This window comes from Streptomyces glaucosporus (assembly GCF_039533345.1).
GTDB classification, from domain to species: domain Bacteria; phylum Actinomycetota; class Actinomycetes; order Streptomycetales; family Streptomycetaceae; genus Streptomyces; species Streptomyces glaucosporus.
In genome coordinates, this window is record NZ_BAAATJ010000010.1 from 92,879 (window position 1) to 113,635 (window position 20,757).

A 20,757-nucleotide genomic window follows, 5' to 3' on the forward strand; every position below is an offset into this window, starting at 1 on the left:
CGTGAGCAGCGCACCCCCCACCCCCCGTGTGATCGCCGTGGTCGGCCCCACCGCGGCCGGAAAGTCCGACCTGGGCGTCGCCCTCGCCCGGCACCTGGACGGCGAGGTGATCAACGCCGACTCCATGCAGCTCTACCGCGGCATGGACATCGGCACCGCCAAGCTGACGCCCCGGGAGCGCCAGGGCGTCCCGCACCGCCTCCTCGACGTCTGGGAGGTCACGGTCACCGCCAGCGTCGCCGAGTACCAGCGGCTGGCCCGCGCCGAGATCGACCGCCTGCTGGCCCAGGGGCGCACGCCCGTACTGGTGGGCGGCTCCGGCCTGTACGTGCGCGGCGCCATCGACGCCCTGGAGTTCCCGGGCACCGACCCGGCGGTCCGCGCCCGGCTGGAGGCCGAACTGGCCGAACACGGTTCCGGGGCGCTGCACGCCCGGCTCGCCGCCGTCGACCCGGAGGCCGCCCGGGCCATCCTGCCCGGCAACGGCCGCCGGATCGTCCGCGCCCTGGAGGTCGTGGAGATCACCGGGCGCCCCTTCACCGCCAACCTCCCCGGCCCCGAGTCCGTCTACGACACCCTCCAGATCGGTGTCGACGTCGCCCGCCCCGAACTGGACGAGCGGATCGCCCGCCGGGTGGACCGGATGTGGGAGGCCGGGCTCGTCGAGGAGGTGCGCGCGCTGGAACGCGCCGGGCTGCGCGAGGGACGCACCGCCTCCCGCGCCCTGGGCTACCAGCAGATACTGGCCGCGCTGGCCGGGGAGTGCACCGAGGAGGAGGCGCGCGCCGAGACCGTACGGGCGACCAAGCGCTTCGCGAGGCGCCAGGACTCCTGGTTCCGGCGGGACCCCCGGGTGCACTGGCTCGACGGCTCCGCCGACCGCCGCGGGGACCTCGCCGAGCGGGCCCTGGCCCTCCTCGAACGAGCGGTCACAGCCTGATCACGTCATGGCATCGGGACGCGCCGCCGACCGTGGACGGCCGCCCGGGCGTGCCATCATCGGCTTCGGGTGAGCCGTACAGCCGGAGTTGGGAGGGCACGTGGCGATGGAGGCCGGCCCTCGTGGCAGTGAGGAACCGGCCGTCGAGCCGGTCGGGGCCGACGGTCCGGGGAACGGTGCCGGACACGACGGTCCCCCGGACCCGGGCGTTCCGGACGTCCCGGACGTCCCGGAGGAGGCCGTCGCGGGCGGCGGCGAGTCCTACGGCGAGCTCCGCCCGCCCCGGCGGCTGCGCCTGTGGCAGATCGCGCCGATCGTGGGCCTGGCGGCGATCGGTTCGCTGATGTTCGCCTTCCCCCTCGCCTTCGGACTCGGCGACGGTGGAGCGGTGGTCGCCATGCTGGGCCTGCTGCTCAGCTGCTGCGCCGCGGGCTGGGGCATGATGGCGGCCCGCCGCGCCGGTCTGGGCTGGCCCGGCCTGCCGCCGCGCGGTTCGGGCGAACGGCCCGACTGGCGTCTGGTCGCCCTGTACACCGCCGTCGCCGCCGCGCTCGTCGTCCTGGCGGTCTGGCGCGTCGCCCGGCTCCGCTAGGGACGGACGGCCCGGCGGCGCCCGTACGGGCCCCCGTACGATGGACACCGTGGACAACGCAGCGCCCGTGCGGTTCCTCAAGGGACACGGCACCGAGAACGACTTCGTGATCATCCCCGACCCGGACGGGACGCTGGACCTGTCCCCGGAGGCCGTGGCCCGGCTGTGCGACCGCCGCGCCGGGATCGGCGGGGACGGCCTGCTGCGCGTGGTGCGCTCCGCGGCCCACCCCGAGGCGCGGGCGATGGCCGGCGAGGCCGAGTGGTTCATGGACTACCGCAACGCCGACGGCAGCATCGCGGAGATGTGCGGCAACGGCGTGCGGGTCTTCGCGCGGTACCTCCAGTGGGCCGGTCTGGCCGACGCCGGAGACCTCGCGGTCGCCACCCGGGCGGGTGTGCGCCGGGTGCACCTGGCCAAGGACGGCGACGTCACCGTCCACATGGGCGCCGCGCGGCTGCCCGGCGGACCCGGCCCGTCGGTCACCGTCACCGTGGGCGAGCGCAGCTGGCCCGCCCGCAACGTCAACATGGGAAACCCGCACGCCGTCGCCTTCGTCGATGACCTCGCCCACGCGGGCGACCTGCTGACGGCCCCCGCCGTCGCGCCGGCCGACGCGTACCCCGAGGGAGCCAACGTCGAGTTCGTCGTGGACCGCGGGCCCCGCCACGTGGCCCTGCGGGTGCACGAGCGCGGCTCCGGCGAGACCCGCTCCTGCGGCACGGGCGCCTGCGCCGTGATGGTCGCCGCCGCCCGCCGCGACGGCGCGGACCCGGCCGCCGACGGCGCCCCGGTCACCTACACCGTCGACGTGCCCGGCGGGCGGCTGGTGATCACCGAGCACGCGGACGGCGGCATCGAGATGACCGGACCGGCGGTGATCGTGGCCGAGGGCGCCCTCGACCCCGACTGGTTCGCGTCCGTCCGGGAGAATGACCGCTCGAACGGGTGATCCCGGCCATTGTGAACGGGAGGCGGCACGCGGCGCATGGCAAGCTCGGTAGGATCAAGCCCCCCGGCGCAGTGGGAGGTGCCTTGAGCGCAGTACGGAGCCTTCGCAAGCTCGGTCGTGCGGCCCTCCTGGGGTCGTCCTCCCGTCACGCCCTCCCCGACGCCATCGAGCACGTGGCCAAGGCCCACCGCGCCCACCACCCCGGCGCCGACCTCGACATCCTGCGCCGCGCGTACGTCCTGGCCGAGTCCTCGCACCGCGGCCAGATGCGCAAGAGCGGCGAGCCGTACATCACCCACCCCCTCGCCGTCACCCTGATCCTGGCCGAGCTCGGCGCCGAGACCACCACGCTGACCGCCTCGCTGCTCCACGACACGGTCGAGGACACCGACGTCACCCTCGACCAGGTACGGGAGGAGTTCGGCGAGGAGGTGAGCTACCTCGTCGACGGCGTCACCAAACTGGAGAAGGTGGACTACGGCGCCGCCGCCGAGCCGGAGACCTTCCGCAAGATGCTCGTCGCCACCGGCAACGACGTCCGGGTGATGTCCATCAAGCTCGCCGACCGGCTGCACAACATGCGCACCCTCGGCGTGATGCGGCCCGAGAAACAGGCGCGGATCGCCCGCGTCACCCGCGACGTGCTGATCCCGCTCGCCGAGCGGCTCGGGGTGCAGGCGCTCAAGACCGAGCTGGAGGACCTCGTCTTCGCCGTCCTCCACCCGGAGGAGTACGCCCGCACCCGGGAGCTGATCCGCGAGCACAACGCCGGCCCCGACCCGCTCGCCGAGATCGCCGAGTCCGTACGGGCCGTGCTGCGCGAGGCCGGCATCGCCGCCGAGGTCCTCATCAGGCCGCGGCACTTCCTCTCCGTCCACCGGGTCCTGGCCAAACGCGGCGAGCTGGGGCCCTGCGACTTCGGGCGGCTGCTGATCCTGGTCGCCGAGAACGCCGACTGCTACGCGGTCCTGGGGGAGCTGCACACCTGCTTCACCCCGGTGATGTCGGAGTTCAAGGACTTCATCGCGGTCCCCAAGTTCAACCTGTACCAGTCGCTGCACACCGCCTTCGCCGACCCCCGGGGGCGGGTGGCGGAGGTCCTGGTGCGCACCCGCCGGATGCACCGCGTCGCCGAGGCCGGAGTGATCGCGCTCGGCGACCCGCACCGGACCTCCGGCGACGAGGCGGCCGACGGCGGCGAACGCGCCGACCCCACCCGGCCCGGCTGGCTGGAGCGCCTGCTGGAGTGGCAGAGCCACGCCCCCGACCCGGACACCTTCTGGGCCGAACTCCGCGACGACCTGGCCCAGGACCGCGAGATCACCGTCTTCTGCACCGACCCGGGCGGCACCGGCCGTGTCGCCACCCTCCACCTGCCGGCGGGCGCCACCTGCGTGGACGCCGCCTACGCCCGCTACGGCGCGGCCGGGCACGCCCTGGTCGGGGCCCGGCTGGACGGGCAGCTGACACCGCTGGGCACCGTGCTGCGCGACGGCGACGCGCTGCAACTGCTGATGGCCCCCGAGGGCGCCTCCGGCCCCTCCCCGCAGTGGCTGGAGCACGCCCGCACACCCACCGCGCGGATCGCCATCCGCGCCTGGCTCGACTCCCGTCCCCGCGAATCCCGCGCCCAGGACGCGGCCCGTCCGGAGCCGGAGGCCGACGCCCCGGCGGCCGGCGGCGCCGCGGAGCGCGTCCGCGCGGAACGCGTCCGCGAGAAACCGGCGGCCGTGACCGAGCCGCCCGGCGCGCCCGTACGGCTGGCCCGCTGCTGCACGCCCGTGCCGCCCGACGCCGTGGTCGGCTTCGCCGTCAGGGGCGGCGCGGTGACCGCCCACCGGGAGAACTGCCCGACGGTGGCCCGGATGACCGCCGCCGGACGCGAGACCGTACCCGTGCGGTGGCAGGCGTCCGACGCGGGCTGCCGGGTGACGCTGTACGCCGAGTCGCTGAGCCGCCCGCACCTGCTCGCCGACCTCACCGAGGCCATCGCGGCGGAGGGCGCCGCCGTGGTCTTCGCGGAGGTGGAACCCCCGCGGGAGCACCGGGTGCGGCACACGTACACCCTGCTGCTGCCCGACGCCGGCGACCTGCCCCGGCTGATGCGGGCCATGCGGGACGTCCCCGGCGTCTACGACGTCGTGCGCGCCACCCGTGACCAGGGCTCCTCGTAGCCGTCCGGGGGACGGGGACCGCCGCGCAAACCAGGTGACGGCCGGGCCGCGCCGTGTCACCATCATCGTGGTCGGGGCCGCGGCCCGGGCCGGAGTTCTTTCCCGCTCCCGGGGAATGTTCCGGATGCCGTGCGCGTTATCCCGATACCTTCACTTCTACGACGTAAGGACACAATGACCTCCTCTTCCTTCCTTCCGCAGAACGGCCAGCGCACCGCCGAGTCGTACCGCCGAGCCGACGCCCTGATGGAAGAGGACGTCGCTTGGATCCCCGAGGTCGACGGCGAGCGCGACGGCGACCAGTACGACCGTCACGAGCGCGCCGCGCTCCGCAGGGTCGCGGGCCTGTCCACCGAGCTCCAGGACGTCACCGAGGTCGAGTACCGGCAGCTCCGCCTGGAGCGCGTGGTGCTCGTGGGCGTGTGGACCTCCGGCACGGTGCAGGAGGCCGAGAACTCCCTCGCGGAGCTGGCCGCCCTCGCCGAGACGGCGGGCGCGGTCGTCCTCGACGGGGTGATCCAGCGCCGTGACAAGCCCGACCCGGCCACCTACATCGGTTCCGGCAAGGCCCAGGAGCTGCGCGACATCGTGGTGGAGACGGCGGCCGACACCGTCGTGTGCGACGGTGAGCTCAGCCCCGCCCAGCTGATCCACCTGGAGGACGTCGTCAAGGTCAAGGTGGTGGACCGCACCGCCCTGATCCTCGACATCTTCGCCCAGCACGCCAAGTCCCGCGAGGGCAAGGCGCAGGTCTCGCTCGCGCAGATGCAGTACATGCTGCCCAGGCTGCGCGGCTGGGGCCAGTCGCTGTCCCGGCAGATGGGTGGCGGTGGCTCCGGTTCCGCGGGCGGCGGCATGGCCACCCGCGGTCCCGGTGAGACCAAGATCGAGACGGACCGGCGGCGGATCCGCGAGAAGATGGCGAAGATGCGCCGGGAGATCGCGGAGATGAAGACCGGCCGCGAGATCAAGCGGCAGGAGCGGCGCCGCAACAAGGTGCCCTCGGTCGCCATCGCCGGGTACACCAACGCCGGCAAGTCCTCGCTGCTCAACCGGCTCACGGGCGCGGGCGTCCTGGTGGAGAACGCGCTGTTCGCCACCCTGGACCCGACCGTGCGCCGTGCCGAGACGCCCAGCGGGCGGGCGTTCACGCTGGCCGACACCGTCGGCTTCGTGCGGCACCTCCCGCACCACCTCGTCGAGGCCTTCCGCTCCACGATGGAGGAGGTCGGCGACGCCGATCTGATCCTCCACGTGGTCGACGGCGCCCATCCGGCGCCGGAGGAGCAGCTGGCCGCCGTGCGCGAGGTGATCCGGGACGTCGGCGCGACGGACGTGCCCGAGATCGTCGTGGTCAACAAGGCGGACGTGGCCGACCCGCTGGTCCTGGCGCGGCTGCTGCGCGCCGAGAGGCACGCCATCGCGGTCTCGGCGCGTACCGGCCAGGGCGTCGACGAGCTGCTGGAGACGATCGACCGGGAACTGCCCCGTCCGGGCGTGGAGCTGACCGCGCTGGTGCCCTACACCCGCGGTGACCTGGTCTCCCGCGCCCACGCCGAGGGCGAGGTGCTCTCCGAGGAGCACACCGAGGGCGGCACGCTCCTGTCCGTCCGTGTCCACGAGGAGCTCGCGGCGGAGCTGAGGGCGTACGTCACGGCGGACGCGGGGGCCTGATCCCCGCCTCCCCACGGCCGCGCACCGGGCCCGTCCCCTTCACGGGGGGCGGGCCCGGTGCGCGTACCGCGTTCGTGCCAAAGGGGCGGCCGCGATTCCGCTCATCCCCCGGAGACGGTGCCGTGCCGCGCGCCGTGTCCGGGGCCGGAGGCCCGCGGAGGCTCCGGGGACGTCTGCGGTCGTGCGGCACGGGCCGAGCGGGTCCGGGTCCGGCGGCTCGGTGTACACGGCGTCACCCGACCGCTGCCCGGGCCGGATCGCCCCGGCCCGCCGCCGGCGCCCTGCTGTACGGCGAGTCGGCCACGGGCGCGTCGAGGGGCTCCAAAGTGCCGACCACGGCGACCCGGGACTTCGGCGCCGTGGACCCCGGCGGCGCGACCTTCGGGCGGCGTTCTGCCCCGGTGGCACCGCCGGCGGCGGAGCGGGACCGGAGCGCGGTCACCGAGCGGACGGCCGGAGGCGGCTGCTGCGAGGCCCACCGCGTGGAATGATGACGGCATGCCGAGCCCCGACGCCCCGTCACTCGCCGGGATCCGTGCTCTGATCGACACGCTCGACGGGGAGTTGGTCGACCTGCTCGCCCGGCGCCAGAGGCTGGTGCGGGCGGCGGCGGCCCTCAAGGCGGACGAACAGGCCGTGCGAGCCCCGGACCGGGCCGAGCGCGTCATCGCCGCCGCCCGGCTGCGGGCCGAGTCCGCCGGCCTGGCGCCCGAGGTCGCCGAGGCCGTGTGGCGGGCCATGGTCGGGGCGTTCATCGAACTCGAACTGGCCGAGCACCGCCGGACCGCGGCGCCCGGTGACGCCTGAACCACGCCGCCCGGCCGCAGCGGCCCCCGAGCACCGGAACGTCCACCGGAAAGCGCGTCCCGGGCTCCGGTGGCATGCGCGCCCCCGGCGCCTCCCGCGCATCGCGTCACCCGTCGCAGGAGCGCACCGGCCGACGACCGCCCGGAGCGCCGAACCGGCGCCTATGTCCCGGTGCTGACCGGTGGTCATGCCGCGTGCCGCCGGACCGGCCGGAGTGGTCCCGGCCTGACGGGCAGGGAAGCCGGACCCCGGTGTGGCGATCGTCACGAGGGTCTTCGAGGGTCGTTGCGTAGGCTGGTCTCGGCCGTTCGCAAGGGACGGCCGGGGGAGTGGGAGCAACCCCGGACACCCTTCGCGACGTCCGGCGCACCGTCGGGAAAGTCGGCGTCCGGTCGGCACGGGTTCTGGGGAACCCGGGAGGCCGCCCGGACACACGACTGGCTGTAAGGTGTGATAACAGCCCTTGACCTGCACGAACGCAGGCAGGGAGCCTACTTGCGGGAGTGCACCCATGTTGCGAACCATGTTCAAGTCCAAGATCCACCGGGCCACGGTCACCGAGGCGGATCTCCACTACGTGGGCTCCGTCACGATCGACGCGGACCTGATGGAGGCGGCGGACCTGCTGCCCGGGGAACTCGTCCACATCGTCGACATCACCAACGGCGCCCGTCTGGAGACGTACGTCATCGAGGGGCGGCGCGGCTCCGGGGTGATCGGGATCAACGGTGCCGCCGCACACCTCGTCCACCCCGGCGACCTGGTGATCCTCATCAGCTATGCGCAGATGGACGACGCGGAGGCCCGTTCCTTCCGGCCGTCGGTCGTGCACGTCGACGCGGACAACCGCATCGTGGAACTGGGTGCCGACCCGTCCGAGCCGGTTCCCGGCAGCGACACCCGGCGCAGCCCGATGGCGATGGCCTGAGCGGTCCGGCGCCGGACACGGCGGGGCCCCGCCGCTCCGCGGGAGCGGCGGGGCCCCGGTGCTCCGGTGGGCGCGGGTCCCGGACCGGTCAGCTCCGGCCCGCGAACTTCTTGCTGATCGCGTCGAAGACGCCCTTGGCGTTCGGGCCGAGGAACGGACCCGCCAGCCAGGAGGCGGGCCGCGAACCGATCGAGGTGACGGAGACGATCTCCGGTTCGCCGTCCGCGCCCTCGATCAGCCAGCTGCCGCCGGAGGAACCGCCGGTCATGGTGCAGCCGATCCGGTACATCGCCGGTGCCGACGGGTCGATGGTCAGCCGGCCGGGCCTGTCGGTGCAGGTGTACATCAGCACGCCGTCGTACGGCGGGGCCGCCGGGTAGCCGTAGTTGCTCACTCCGGAGATCCGGGCCATCTGCGGGGCGTCGAAGTTGATCTCCAGGGCGGCGCCGACGGTCTCCTCCAGGGACTTGCCGGTCTTCTGCTCCGGCCGGACGTACAGCACGGCGAAGTCCTCCTGGGCGCCGCCGCCGCCCGATCGGGTGCCTTCCGAGATCCAGTAGTCCGTGGTCTGCGCCCAGGTGGCCCAGTACACGCCGTACGGTGCGACCTCGTGGTACGGCGCGGTGTCGACGTCGGCCGAGGAGCGGCCCTTGTCGTTGTAGGCGGGCACGAACGCGATGTTGCGGAACCAGCCGCCCTCCTGGCCGGCGTGGACGCAGTGGCCCGCGGTGGCGACGAGGTTGGACCTGCCCGGGTTGCGCGGGTCCTTCACGACGGTGCCGGAGCAGACCATGGAACCCTGGGGGGTGTCCATGAACACCTTGCCCACCGGGGCGGCGTGCTTGTGGTACGGCGTCTTCACCGGTTCGGCGTCCACCGGGGCCGGCTCGGGGTCGGTGGCTCCCCGGTCGGTGCCGGCGTTGGTGGAGACCGTCTTGGTGTTGTCCTCGGCCTCCTTCATCCGCTCGGGCTTCCACAGGCCCTCGATGACGGGGTTGACGAAGTCCTTGGCCTCGCGCAGCCAGCGGTCCTTGTCCCAGTTCTTCCACTCCCCGTTCTTCCACTTCTCGGGGTCGAAGTCCTTCAGGACGTCGGGGAGTTTCCTGGGCAGACCGAGGTCGTCGAAGTCGGCGTTGTCGCCGTCCTCCCGGGCGGAGGCGGCGGGCTTCGCGCCCGTGTCGGTCTCCTCGTCCGCCGGTCCGCACGCGCCGGCGGTGACGGTCAGGACGACGGCCATCGCCGCGGCGGCCAGGGCAGGGCGTCGCCTGTGTATCGGTGACATGGGTTGTACGTCCCCCAGTGGGTGTCGGGCGGGAGTCCGTCCGGCGCCGGCCGCCCCGTACGGGGGCGGGGACGGCGGCCGGACGGAGTCCCGCAACGGAACGGCCGGCGTCAGCCGGCGTACTTCTTGCTGACGGCCTCGTGGACGGCCTTGGCCTCGTCGCCCAGGCGCGGACCGGCCAGCCAGGTGTGGTCGAGGGTGCCGATGGACGTCACCGAGACCAGGACGGGCTTGCCGGAGGATCCCTGGGCGAACCAGCCGCCGCCGGAGGAACCGCCGGTCATGGTGCAGCCGATCCGGTACATCGTGGACTCCGACGGGCTCAGGGTCAGCCGTCCCGGCTTGTCGGTGCAGGTGTGCATGGTGAGCCCGTCGAAGGGCGGTGCGGCAGGGTAGCCGTGGGCCCGCACGGAGGGGAGCGCGGACACCGACGGGGTGTCGAAGTTGACCGGCACCGCGGTGCCCACGGCCTCCTCCAGGGACTTGCCGCCCTTCTCCTCGGGCTCCACGTGCAGCACCGCGAAGTCCTGCGAGGCTCCCGCCCCGCCCGTCCGGGCGCCCTCCGCGATCCAGTGGTCGGTGGTCGCCGCCCAGGTGGCCCAGTACACGCCGTGCGGGGCGACCTCCTCCGGGGAGGCCTTCTCCAGTTCGTCCGCCCCCAGCGCCCCGTCGTTGTAGGCGGGCACGAAGACGACGTTGCGGAACCAGCCGCCCTCCTGGCCGGCGTGGACGCAGTGGCCCGCGGTGGCGACGAGGTTGGACCTGCCCGGGTTGCGCGGGTCCTTCACGACGGTGCCGGAGCAGACCATGGCGCCCTGGGGGGTGTCCATGAACACCTTGCCCACCGCCGGGGCGTTCTCCCGGTACGGCGTCTGCACGGGCTGGGCCTTCTTCGGGGCCGGGTCGGGGTCGGTGACGCCCTCGTCCGATCCGCCGCCGTCACCGCCGCCGATGTCGGCGTCGTCGACCTGGCGGTCGTTCTCCTCGGCGTCCTTCATCCGGTCCGGGTCCCACAGGCCCTCGATGATGGGGTTGACGAAGTCCTTGGCCTCGCGCAGCCAGTCCTCCCTGTCCCAGTTCTTCCACTCCCCGTTCTTCCACTTCTCGGGGTCGAAGTCCTTCAGGGCAGCGGGCAGTTCGTCCGGCAGGCGGATGTCGCCGAGGCCTCCTCCGCCGGTGTCGCCGTCCTCCCGGGCGGAGGCGGCGGGCTTCGCGCCCGTGTCGGTCTCCTCGTCCGCCGGTCCGCACGCGCCGGCGGTGACGGCCAGGACGACGGCCATCGCCGCGGCGGCCAGCACGGACCGCCCCCTGCTCACAGATGACATGGGCGAAAATCCCCCTGAAACGGAACGTTGTGCCTCTGGGCTTGTCATGAACCTCTCGGAGAGAGGCGGCCCCCCACTATGCCGGTGATGCCGGTGACGGCGCGTGGCGGGTCCCCGGTTCCAAGTCGCCCGCGGGCGAAGGATCTTGGGCGCGACCGTGATCGGACAGGGGCGGCGTCGTTGTACGGGCGGATGCGCGGCGCGCCCAGCCGCGCCACGGGAACCGGACGACCACGCACCGGTGCGGTGCCCTCACCCCCCAGGGAGAATTCCGTGAACGCATGTCCCGGTCCGGACGGGAGGACGACGCGGGAAAGGCCCCCCGTTCCGCGGCAGCCGAGCCGCGGGGAGACGGCCGCGGAAGGCGCCGCCTCCGCCGCGGCCGGCGCGCCGCCGTGCCCCGCCGCGGGACGGGGCTCCGGCGATCCGCTGGAGCATCCCGACCCGGTACGGGCCGCGGACGCCGCGGCCTGCGAGAACCTGCTCCGCTGCTGGGTGCGCGAGAGCGGCCTGCCCGGGCCCGGCGACGGGGCGGTCCTGCGCGTCGCCCTCACGTCCTGCGGCCTGGTACTGGAGGTGCCCGTCCGGCACTGGTCCGCCACGGGGTGGCACCGCTTCGGCCCGCCCGTCCTGGCGGGGCCCGGCCCGGACACCGGCCTCCCCGCGGCCGTGTCCGGCACGGCCCCCGTCGACGCGGTGACGCTCGCCGCGCTGCTGGCGCGGGAAGCGGCGCACCACGGCACCGCGGAGCGGGGGAGCACGGTGGGGGAGAACGCGGCGCTGGTGGGACGGGTCGCCGACTCGGTGCGGCGCACCGCCGTCTTCATCGCCGACCGCCGCGCCCGGCCCGAGCCGCCGCCCGCCGCCGACCCGTTCCTGGACGGCGAGCAGTCCCTGCTCCTCGGCCACCCCCTGCACCCCGCGCCCAAGAGCCGCGAGGGACTCTCCGACGCCGAGGCGCGCGCCTACTCCCCGGAGCTGCGCGGCGCCTTCCCCCTGCACTGGATGGCCGTCGACCGGTCCCTCCTGGCCGCCGACTCCGCCTGGACCGTACGCGGCCGGACCGTGCCCGCCGAACAGCTCGTCACCGAGCTGGCCGGACCCGGTCTGCTCCGGCCCGCGGGGACCGTCCCGCTGCCGCTGCACCCCTGGCAGGCCCGCGAGGTGCGGCACCGGCCGGCCGTCGCCGCGCTGCTGGATGCGGGCCTGCTGCACGACCTCGGCCCGCACGGGGACCGGTGGTACCCGACCTCCTCCGTGCGCACCGTCCACCGGCCCGGCGTGCCCGCTATGCTCAAGCTGTCGCTGGCCCTGCGGATCACCAACTCCCGCCGCGAGAACCTCCGCAAGGAACTGCACCGGGGCGTCGAGACGCACCGGCTGCTCCGCACCGGCCTGTCCGAGCGCTGGCACGCCGCCTTCCCCGGCCGCCCCGGCTTCGACATCGTGCGCGACCCCGCCTGGGTCGCCGTCGACGGCGGGGACGGGGAACCCGTCCCCGGACTGGAGACCGTCGTCCGCCACAACCCGTTCGGGCCGACCGACGACGCGGTGTGCCTGGCCGGCCTCACCTCGCCCCGGCCCTGGCCGGGCGCCCCCGGCGGCGCGCTGCGCTCCCGCCTGGCCGACGTCGTCGCCCGCCTCGCGGCCCGTACCGGGCGGTCGCCGTCCGCCGTCGCCGCGGAGTGGTTCCTGCGCTACCTCCACGCCGTCGTGCGCCCCGTGCTGTGGCTGGACGCCGAGGCGGGCATCGCCCTGGAGGCCCACCAGCAGAACACGGTGGTCCTGCTCGACGGCGACGGCTGGCCGGTGGGCGGACGCTACCGGGACAACCAGGGCTACTACTTCCGGTCCTCCCGCCGCGAGGAGCTCCAGCGGCGGCTGCCGGGCGTCGGGGAGGCGGGCGACACCTTCGTCGACGACGAGGTCGTCGACGAGCGCTTCGCCTACTACCTGGGCGTCAACAACGTACTGGGCCTGATCGGCGCGTTCGGCTCCCAGCGCCTGGCGGACGAGCGGCTGCTGCTCGCGGCGCTGCGCCACTTCCTCACCGAGGCCGACCGCCCCGCGGACGGCGGACGCCGGTCGCCGCTGCCCGCCCTGCTGCTGCACTCCCCGACCCTGCGCTGCAAGGCCAACCTCCTCACCCGGCTGCACGGACTGGACGAACTGGTCGGACCGGTGGACACCCAGTCCGTCTACGTCACCGTCGCCAACCCCCTGGTGAAACCCTGACCAGCACAGGAGCCCGCATGCCCACAGGTGGCCCGTCGGCGGACCCCGTCATGTCCGCCCCGCTCTTCACGTCCGGCGCGTCCGCCGCGCCCGGTTCCTTCACCACATCCAGCACGGACGACACCCTCGACCTGCGCCTGCCCGCGGGGCCGGCCGCGCCGTCGTACGACGACACGCCTCCGTCCCAGGCTCGGACGGACCTGCTCGGCGCCGTCGCGGACTGGGGGCCGGTCACCACGGCCGCGGGCGTCTTCCGGCTCGTCCCGGTCCGCCTCGACCGCGACCTGAGGCTGATCACCGCCTGGATGAACGACCCCGTCGTGGCGGCCTTCTGGGGGCTGGCCGGCCCCAGCGAGGTCACCGCCGCCCACCTGCGCGCCCAGCTCGGCGGGGACGGCCGCAGCGTGCCCTGCCTGGGGATGCTCTCCGACGTCCCCATGAGCTACTGGGAGATCTACCGCGCCGACCTCGACCCGCTCGCCCGCCACTACCCGGCCCGTCCGCACGACACCGGCCTCCACCTGCTCATCGGGGGCGTGACGGACCGCGGCCGCGGCATCGGCACCGCGCTGCTGCGAGCCGTGTCGGACCTCGTCCTGGACAACAGGCCCCGGTGCGACCGCGTCGTCGCCGAACCCGACGTGGGCAACGTCCCCTCCGTCGCAGCCTTCCTCGGCGCGGGCTTCCGGCTGGCCGCCGAGACCGAGCTTCCCGGCAAACGCGCGGCCCTGATGGTCCGCGACCGGCGCCTGCGCCATGTCCTGTGACGCCGCCCCGCGCCCGCGCGGGGCGCACCGGGCGTTCCCGGAGCGACTGTCGGCGGCGCCGCGTAAGGTGGCATCCCTATGACCAAGCCCGCCCTCACAGAGCTCCTCCACGCCGCCGTCGCAGCCGTCGGCGGCACCGAACGTCCCGGCCAGGTCGCCATGGCCGAAGCGGTGGCCGAGGCCATCGCCGGCAACACCCACCTGCTGGTCCAGGCGGGCACCGGAACCGGCAAGTCGCTGGGGTACCTGGTGCCCGCCCTGGCACACGGGGAGCGCACGGTCATAGCGACCGCGACGCTCGCCCTGCAGCGGCAGCTGGTGGAACGGGACCTGCCGCGCACGGTCGAGGCCCTGCGCCCGCTCCTGCGCCGGCGCGCGGAATTCGCCATGCTCAAAGGCCGCTCCAACTACCTGTGCCTGCACCGCCTCCACGAGGGGGTGCCGCAGGACGACGAGGACGGGCTGTTCGATCCCTTCGAGGCCGCCGCCCCCACCAGCCGGCTGGGCAAGGACCTGCTGCGGCTGCGGGACTGGGCGGACGAGACCGAGACCGGCGACCGCGACGACCTCGCCCCCGGTGTCTCGGACCGTGCCTGGTCCCAGGTGTCGGTCTCCTCACGGGAGTGCCTGGGCGCCACCCGCTGCGCCTACGGCGCCGAGTGCTTCGCGGAGGCGGCGCGCGAGCGGGCCAAGCTCGCCGAGGTGATCGTCACCAACCACGCGCTGCTGGCCATCGACGCCATAGAGGGCGCACCGGTGCTCCCCGGCCACGACGTCCTGATCGTCGACGAGGCGCACGAACTGGTCTCCCGGGTCACCGGGGCGGCCACCGGGGAACTGACGCCGGGCGGGGTGAACCGTGCGGTGCGCCGGGCGGCCAAACTGGTCGACGAAAAGGCCGCCGACCGGCTCCAGGCCGCCTCGGAGTCCTTCGAGAAGCTGATGGAACTGGCGCTGCCGGGCCGCCTGGAGGAGATTCCGGAGGACCTCGGGTACGCCCTGGCGGCGCTCCGCGACGCGGCCCGCACGGTGATCACCGCGCTGGGCAACACCCGGGACAGATCCGTCCAGGACGAGGACGCCGTCCGCAAGCAGGCCCTGGCCTCCGTCGAGAGCGTTCACGGGGTCGCCGAACGCATCCTGACGGGCTCGGAGTACGACGTCGTCTGGTACGAGCGCCACGACCGCTACGGCGCCTCGCTGCGGGTCGCCCCGCTGACGGTCTCCGGGCTGCTGAGGGAGAAGCTGTTCGAGGACCGGTCGGTGGTTCTCACCTCCGCCACTCTCAAGCTGGGCGGGGACTTCGACGGTGTGGGCGCCTCCCTGGGGCTGACCGCCGAGGGGCGCGTCGAGGAAGGGAGCGTCGAGGAAGGGAACGGCGAGGACGCCGAAGCCGCCGATGCCGACGACGCCGTCCCGCGCTGGCGCGGCCTGGACGTCGGCTCGCCCTTCGACTACCGCAAGCAGGGCATCCTCTATGTCGCCCAGCATCTGGCCCCGCCCGGGCGGGAGGGCAGCCGCGGCGACATGCTGGACGAGCTGACCGAGCTGGTCGAGGCCGCCGGCGGACGCACCCTGGGGCTGTTCTCCTCGATGCGGGCCGCACAGGCCGCGGCCGAGGAGCTGCGGGGGAGACTGGACCTGCCGATCCTGCTGCAGGGGGAGGAGACCCTGGGGGAGCTGATCCGCCGGTTCGCCGCGGACGCCCGGACCTGCCTGTTCGGGACGCTGTCGCTGTGGCAGGGCGTGGATGTGCCCGGTCCCAGCTGCCAGTTGGTGGTGATGGACCGCATTCCGTTCCCGCGCCCCGACGATCCGCTGATGAGCGCGCGGCAGAAGGCGGTCGAGGAGGCGGGCGGCAACGGCTTCATGGCGGTGGCTGCCACCCATGCGGCGCTGCTGATGGCTCAGGGGGCGGGCCGTCTGGTGCGGGCGACGGGGGACCGGGGCGTGGTCGCGGTGCTGGACCCGCGGCTGGCACGGGCGCGGTACGGGGGCTTCCTGCGGGCCTCGATGCCCGACTTCTGGTACACCACCGACCGCAACCAGGTGCGCCGCTCCCTGGCCGCCATCGACGCCGCCGCGGAGGAGGCCGGGTAGGCCCGGGAACCGGAGAAGCCGGAGAAGGGGGCCGAGAGGCTCCGGGAACATGTGTGGGCGGGAACATGTGTGGGCCCCGGGACCGGCGCAGTGGTCCCGGGGCCGGCCTGGCGGGCGCCTCAGACGCGGCGCAGCACCGCGACGACCTTGCCGAGGATGGTGGCCTCGTCGCCGGGGATCGGCTGGTAGGCGGAGTTGTGGGGGAGCAGCCACACATGACCGTCCTCGCGCTTGAAGCGTTTGACGGTCGCCTCGCCGTCCAGCATGGCGGCGACGATGTCGCCGTTCTCCGCGACGGGCTGGCGGCGCACCGTCACCCAGTCGCCGTCGCAGATCGCGGCCTCCACCATGGAGTCGCCGACGACCTTGAGGACGAACAGTTCGCCGTCCCCGACGAGCTGGCGCGGCAGCGGGAAGACGTCCTCCACCGACTCCTCGGCCAGGATCGGGCCGCCGGCGGCGATCCGGCCGACCAGGGGCACGTAGGAGGCGGCGGGCTTGCCGGTGGTGTCGGTCGTCTGGCTGGTGGGAGCGTCGGCGGCGCGCACCTCGTAGGCCCGCGGCCGGTGCGGGTCCCGCCGCAGGAAGCCCTTGCGCTCCAGCGCCATCAGCTGGTGGGCGACGGAGGAGGTGGAGGACAGGCCGACGGCCTGGCCGATCTCCCGCATGGACGGCGGGTAGCCGCGGCGCTGCACGGAGTCGCGGATCACCTCGATGACCCGTCGCTGGCGGTCTGTCAGGCCGGAGCTGTCGGCCCTGATGCCCGGAGGGCGGCCGGGCAGTGAGCGAGTCGGTTTGGGGGCCTGCTGGCCGCTCGTTCCGTCGCTCTTCCCCGGGGAGGCGTTTGCTCCGTGCACATGATCGATTCGGTCCCGGGAACGGTCCCGTGCGGTGACGGTGGCGCTCTCTGCGGTGGTGCTCACGTCGGCCCCTCTCAAGCGGTTCTCCCTAGCTGGACAACGGTAGGTGCTTTCGAAAGGTTGCGCCAAACACACGTTCGAGTGAAGTTTCACCGATTAGCTGACGTAACCGATGTGGTGGGTGTATGGCCGCAGGGGCGCCGCCGATCGCTACGGTACCCTTTCGTGCGCTTCCGGCCCCGGCGATCCCGCGCGTGTGGCGTGTTCCGGCAACCGGCCACCAGATGTAGTGGTTAGATGGTCCGCGGTCACCCAGAACTTGTGGTCCCCCGTTCCTGAGGGGCGGAGGTCATCACCTATGCTGGGGGCCGCTTCGAGGGCCGTTCACCGGGCACTCGAAGGCTTGTCCAGTGCTGCGTTCGTGCTGCGCCGTCGAGGGTGAAGGAAGGTGGGGAGCGATGCACTGCCCCTTCTGCAGGCACCCCGACAGTCGCGTGGTCGACAGCCGCACCACCGACGACGGCACCGCGATCCGCCGGCGCCGCCAGTGCCCGCACTGCTCCCGCCGCTTCACCACGGTGGAGAACGCGTCACTGATGGTGATCAAGAGGAGCGGGGTCACCGAGCCCTTCAGCCGGAGCAAGGTGATCGCCGGAGTGCGCAAGGCGTGCCAGGGGCGCCCGGTCACCGAGGACGCGCTCGCCCAGCTGGGGCAGCGCGTCGAGGAGGCGGTGCGCGCCACCGGATGCGCCGAGCTGTCCACGCACGACGTCGGCCTGGCCATACTCGGCCCGCTGCGCGAGCTGGACCTCGTGGCATACCTGCGCTTCGCGTCCGTCTACCAGGCGTTCGACTCGCTGGAGGACTTCGAGGCCGCGATCGCCGAACTGCGCGCGGCGCGGGCCGACGCGCGCGGCGACGGCGGAGTCGCAGCGGACGACGGGGCCCCGGCGAGAGCCGCGGGCGCAGCTCCGGCCGGCACCCCCGCGGTCGCCGGCGGACACCGGAGCGGCACCGGTGGCGGGAGCGGCGAAGGGGACACCGGAGGCGGAAGAGGCGACGGGGGCGGCGCAGCCGCCGGATCTCCCGCCGCCCCGGTGGCCGCAGGAGACTGAGCGGCCCGCAGGACCCGACCGGAACGCTGTCGCGCTCCGGCCATCAGAACAGACACCGCACCCGGGATGGGCCGGGTGCGTCAGGGCGTTATGCCTGTACAGGGAGGCGGAATGACAGAGACGACGAGCGACCCGGCACGAGGCTCCAAGGCCAGGGGGAGCAAGGCCGGCAAGGGTCTGCGGTTCGAGCGCATCCACACCACCCCCGGGGTGCACCCGTACGACGAGGTGGTCTGGGAGCGCCGTGACGTCGTCATGACCAACTGGCGCGACGGCTCGGTCAACTTCGAGCAGCGCGGCGTGGAGTTCCCCGACTTCTGGTCGGTGAACGCGGTCAACATCGTCACCAGCAAGTACTTCCGCGGAGCCCTGGGCACGCCCCAGCGCGAGACCAGCCTCAAGCAGCTCATCGACCGCGTGGTGCGGACCTACCGCGCCGCCGGCGAGGAGCACGGCTACTTCGCCTCCCCGGCCGACGCGGAGATCTTCGAGCACGAGCTGACCTACGCCGTGCTCCACCAGATCTTCTCGTTCAACTCCCCGGTCTGGTTCAACGTCGGGACCAAGCAGCCCCAGCAGGTCTCGGCCTGCTTCATCCTCTCCGTCGACGACTCCATGGAGTCGATCCTCGACTGGTACAAGGAAGAGGGGATGATCTTCAAGGGCGGTTCCGGCGCCGGACTGAACCTCTCGCGCATCCGCTCCTCCAAGGAGCTGCTCTCCTCCGGCGGCAACGCGTCGGGTCCGGTGTCCTTCATGCGCGGCGCCGACGCCTCCGCCGGAACGATCAAGTCCGGCGGCGCCACCCGCCGCGCCGCCAAGATGGTCGTCCTGGACGTCGACCACCCCGACATCGAGGCGTTCATCGAGACCAAGGTCAAGGAGGAGGAGAAGATCCGCGCCCTGCGCGACGCGGGCTTCGACATGGACCTGGGCGGCGAGGACATCACCTCCGTCCAGTACCAGAACGCCAACAACTCCGTCCGCGTCAACGACGCCTTCATGAAGGCGGTCGAGAAGGGCGAGAAGTTCGGCCTGCGCGCCCGGCTGACCGGCGAGGTCATCGAGGAGGTCGACGCCCGCGCGCTGTTCCGCAAGATGGCCGAGGCCGCCCACGCCTGCGCCGACCCCGGCATCCAGTACGACGACACCATCAACCACTGGCACACCTCGCCGGAGTCGGGCCGCATCACCGCCTCCAACCCGTGCAGCGAGTACATGCACCTGGACAACTCCTCGTGCAACCTGGCCTCGCTGAACCTGATGAAGTTCCTGCGCGAGGACGAGCAGGGCGGCCAGTCCTTCGACGCCGAGCGCTTCGCCAAGGTCGTCGAGCTGGTCATCACCGCGATGGACATCTCCATCTGCTTCGCCGACTTCCCCACCGAGAAGATCGGCGAGACCACCCGCGCCTTCCGGCAGCTCGGCATCGGCTACGCCAACCTCGGCGCCCTGCTGATGGCCACCGGCCACGCCTACGACTCCGACGGCGGCCGCGCGCTGGCCGGTGCGATCACCTCCCTGATGACCGCCACGTCCTACCGACGCTCGGCCGAGCTCGCCGCGATCGTCGGCCCGTACGAGGGTTACGCCCGCAACGCCGAGGCCCACCAGCGCGTCATGCGCCAGCACGCCGACGCCAACACCGACGCCAAGCGCATGGACGACCTGGACACCCCGGTGTGGGCCGCCGCGACCGAGGCGTGGCAGGACGTGCTGCGGCTGGGCAAGAAGAACGGTTTCCGCAACGCCCAGGCGTCCGTGCTCGCCCCCACCGGCACCATCGGCCTGATGATGGACTGCGACACCACCGGCATCGAACCCGACCTGGCGCTGGTCAAGTTCAAGAAGCTGGTCGGCGGCGGCTCGATGCAGATCGTCAACAACACCGTTCCCAAGGCCCTCAAGCGCCTGGGCTACCAGCCCGAGCAGATCGAGGCGATCGTCGAGCACATCGCCGAGCACGGCAACGTCATCGACGCGCCGGGTCTGAAGCCGGAGCACTACGAGGTCTTCGACTGCGCCATGGGCGAGCGCTCCATCTCCCCGATGGGGCACGTGCGGATGATGGCCGCCGCCCAGCCGTTCCTGTCCGGCGCCATCTCCAAGACCGTCAACATGCCGGCGACCAGCACCGTCGAGGACGTCGAGGAGATCTACCTCCAGGGCTGGAAGCTCGGCCTGAAGGCGCTCGCCGTCTACGTCGAGAACAGCAAGGTCGGCCAGCCGCTCTCCGCCAAGAAGAAGGACGAGAAGGAGAAGGCCAAGGAGGGCGAGACGGAGAAGACCGTCGAGTACCGCCCGGTGCGCCGGCGCCTGCCCAAGGGCCGTCCCGGCATCACCACCTCCTTCACGGTCGGCGGCGCCGAGGGCTACATGACCGCCAACTCCTACCCGGACGACGGGCTCGGCGAGGTCTTCCTGAAGATGTCCAAGCAGGGCTCGACCCTCGCGGGCATGATGGACGCCTTCTCCATCGCCGTCTCGGTGGGCCTGCAGTACGGCGTGCCGCTGGAGACCTACGTCTCGAAGTTCACCAACATGCGCTTCGAGCCCGCCGGCATGACGGACGACCCGGACGTGCGGATGGCCCAGTCGATCGTCGACTACATCTTCCGCCGCCTGGCACTGGACTTCCTTCCCTTCGAGACCCGCTCGGCCCTGGGCATCCACTCGGCCGAGGAGCGCCAGCGCCACCTGGAGACCGGCTCGTACGAGCCGGCCGAGGAGGAGGTGGACGTCGAGGGGCTGGCCCAGTCCGCTCCGCGCCAGGTGGAGCCGCCCAAGCCGGTCAAGGCCCCGGAGCCGCAGGCCCCGGCTCCGGCGCCCAGGGAGGTCCACAGCTCCACGGAGCTGGTGGAGATGCAGCTCGGCCTCAACGCCGACGCCCCGCTCTGCTTCTCCTGCGGCTCCAAGATGCGCCGCGCGGGCAGCTGCTACCTGTGCGAGGGCTGCGGCTCCACCAGCGGCTGCAGCTGACGGCCGGCGCCGACGAGGCGTGAGCCA

At 73.1% G+C, this 20,757-nt stretch carries 15 protein-coding genes; 12 read left to right on the forward strand and 3 right to left on the reverse strand.

Annotated features, from left to right (window positions below; all coding sequences use genetic code 11):
- Position 1 precedes the first annotated feature (1 nt).
- The 7 genes from miaA (at position 2) to panD (ending at position 8,067) form a co-directional block, all read left to right on the forward strand.
- Positions 2–940 (forward strand): tRNA (adenosine(37)-N6)-dimethylallyltransferase MiaA, encoded by a 939-nt coding sequence (miaA, locus tag ABD358_RS13275; protein WP_344631160.1) that lies wholly within the window; start codon positions 2–4, stop codon positions 938–940.
- A 106-nt stretch (positions 941–1,046) separates the two neighbouring features.
- Positions 1,047–1,532: a hypothetical protein gene (locus ABD358_RS13280; protein ID WP_344631240.1), complete on the forward strand. Its 486-nt coding sequence runs from the start codon at positions 1,047–1,049 to the stop codon at positions 1,530–1,532.
- 49 nt (positions 1,533–1,581) lie between these two features.
- Positions 1,582–2,484, forward strand: a complete 903-nt coding sequence (dapF, locus tag ABD358_RS13285) for a diaminopimelate epimerase (RefSeq protein WP_344631161.1) — start codon at positions 1,582–1,584, stop codon at positions 2,482–2,484.
- An 83-nt stretch (positions 2,485–2,567) separates the two neighbouring features.
- Complete coding sequence (locus ABD358_RS13290; protein WP_344631162.1) at positions 2,568–4,658, forward strand: RelA/SpoT family protein; 2,091 nt, start codon at positions 2,568–2,570, stop codon at positions 4,656–4,658.
- Between the two features lie 174 nt (positions 4,659–4,832).
- Complete coding sequence (gene hflX / locus ABD358_RS13295) at positions 4,833–6,332, forward strand: GTPase HflX (protein ID WP_344631163.1); 1,500 nt, start codon at positions 4,833–4,835, stop codon at positions 6,330–6,332.
- Positions 6,333–6,830: 498 nt separating this feature from the next.
- Positions 6,831–7,139, forward strand: coding sequence for a chorismate mutase (locus ABD358_RS13300; protein ID WP_344631164.1), 309 nt, complete (start codon positions 6,831–6,833; stop codon positions 7,137–7,139).
- A gap of 511 nt (positions 7,140–7,650) precedes the next feature.
- Entirely contained in the window at positions 7,651–8,067 is a 417-nt protein-coding gene (panD, locus tag ABD358_RS13305) for an aspartate 1-decarboxylase (RefSeq protein ID WP_031508764.1), read from the forward strand.
- 88 nt (positions 8,068–8,155) lie between these two features.
- Here the strand turns inward: panD and ABD358_RS13310 are convergent, their stop codons facing one another.
- Both ABD358_RS13310 and ABD358_RS13315 read right to left on the reverse strand, forming a co-directional pair.
- The gene (locus ABD358_RS13310; protein ID WP_344631165.1) at positions 8,156–9,349 is read right to left on the reverse strand and encodes a trypsin-like serine peptidase; all 1,194 of its coding nucleotides are present in this window, start codon (positions 9,347–9,349) and stop codon (positions 8,156–8,158) included.
- A 110-nt stretch (positions 9,350–9,459) separates the two neighbouring features.
- Positions 9,460–10,674 carry a trypsin-like serine peptidase gene (locus ABD358_RS13315; RefSeq protein WP_344631166.1) on the reverse strand — a complete coding sequence of 405 codons (1,215 nt, stop codon included), beginning with the start codon at positions 10,672–10,674 and terminating at the stop codon, positions 9,460–9,462.
- 192 nt (positions 10,675–10,866) lie between these two features.
- Here ABD358_RS13315 and ABD358_RS13320 point away from each other — a divergent pair, with 192 nt between their 5' ends.
- From ABD358_RS13320 to ABD358_RS13330, 3 genes are all read left to right on the forward strand, one after another.
- Positions 10,867–12,909 (forward strand): IucA/IucC family protein, encoded by a 2,043-nt coding sequence (locus ABD358_RS13320; protein ID WP_425576315.1) that lies wholly within the window; start codon positions 10,867–10,869, stop codon positions 12,907–12,909.
- Positions 12,910–12,926: 17 nt separating this feature from the next.
- On the forward strand, positions 12,927–13,676 hold the full coding sequence (locus ABD358_RS13325) for a GNAT family N-acetyltransferase (protein WP_344631168.1): 750 nt from the start codon (positions 12,927–12,929) through the stop codon (positions 13,674–13,676).
- Positions 13,677–13,754: 78 nt separating this feature from the next.
- Entirely contained in the window at positions 13,755–15,776 is a 2,022-nt protein-coding gene (locus ABD358_RS13330) for an ATP-dependent DNA helicase (protein WP_344631169.1), read from the forward strand.
- Between the two features lie 119 nt (positions 15,777–15,895).
- On the opposite strand, the gene lexA is transcribed toward ABD358_RS13330, so the two are convergent.
- A complete protein-coding gene (lexA, locus tag ABD358_RS13335; protein ID WP_344631170.1) occupies positions 15,896–16,699 on the reverse strand; it encodes a transcriptional repressor LexA in 804 nt (267 codons plus the stop codon).
- A 395-nt stretch (positions 16,700–17,094) separates the two neighbouring features.
- On the opposite strand from lexA, the gene nrdR reads away from it, so the two are divergent.
- Complete coding sequence (gene nrdR, locus ABD358_RS13340; protein WP_344631171.1) at positions 17,095–17,751, forward strand: transcriptional regulator NrdR; 657 nt, start codon at positions 17,095–17,097, stop codon at positions 17,749–17,751.
- A gap of 111 nt (positions 17,752–17,862) precedes the next feature.
- On the forward strand, positions 17,863–20,730 hold the full coding sequence (locus tag ABD358_RS13345) for a vitamin B12-dependent ribonucleotide reductase (RefSeq protein WP_344631172.1): 2,868 nt from the start codon (positions 17,863–17,865) through the stop codon (positions 20,728–20,730).
- Positions 20,731–20,757 lie beyond the last annotated feature (27 nt).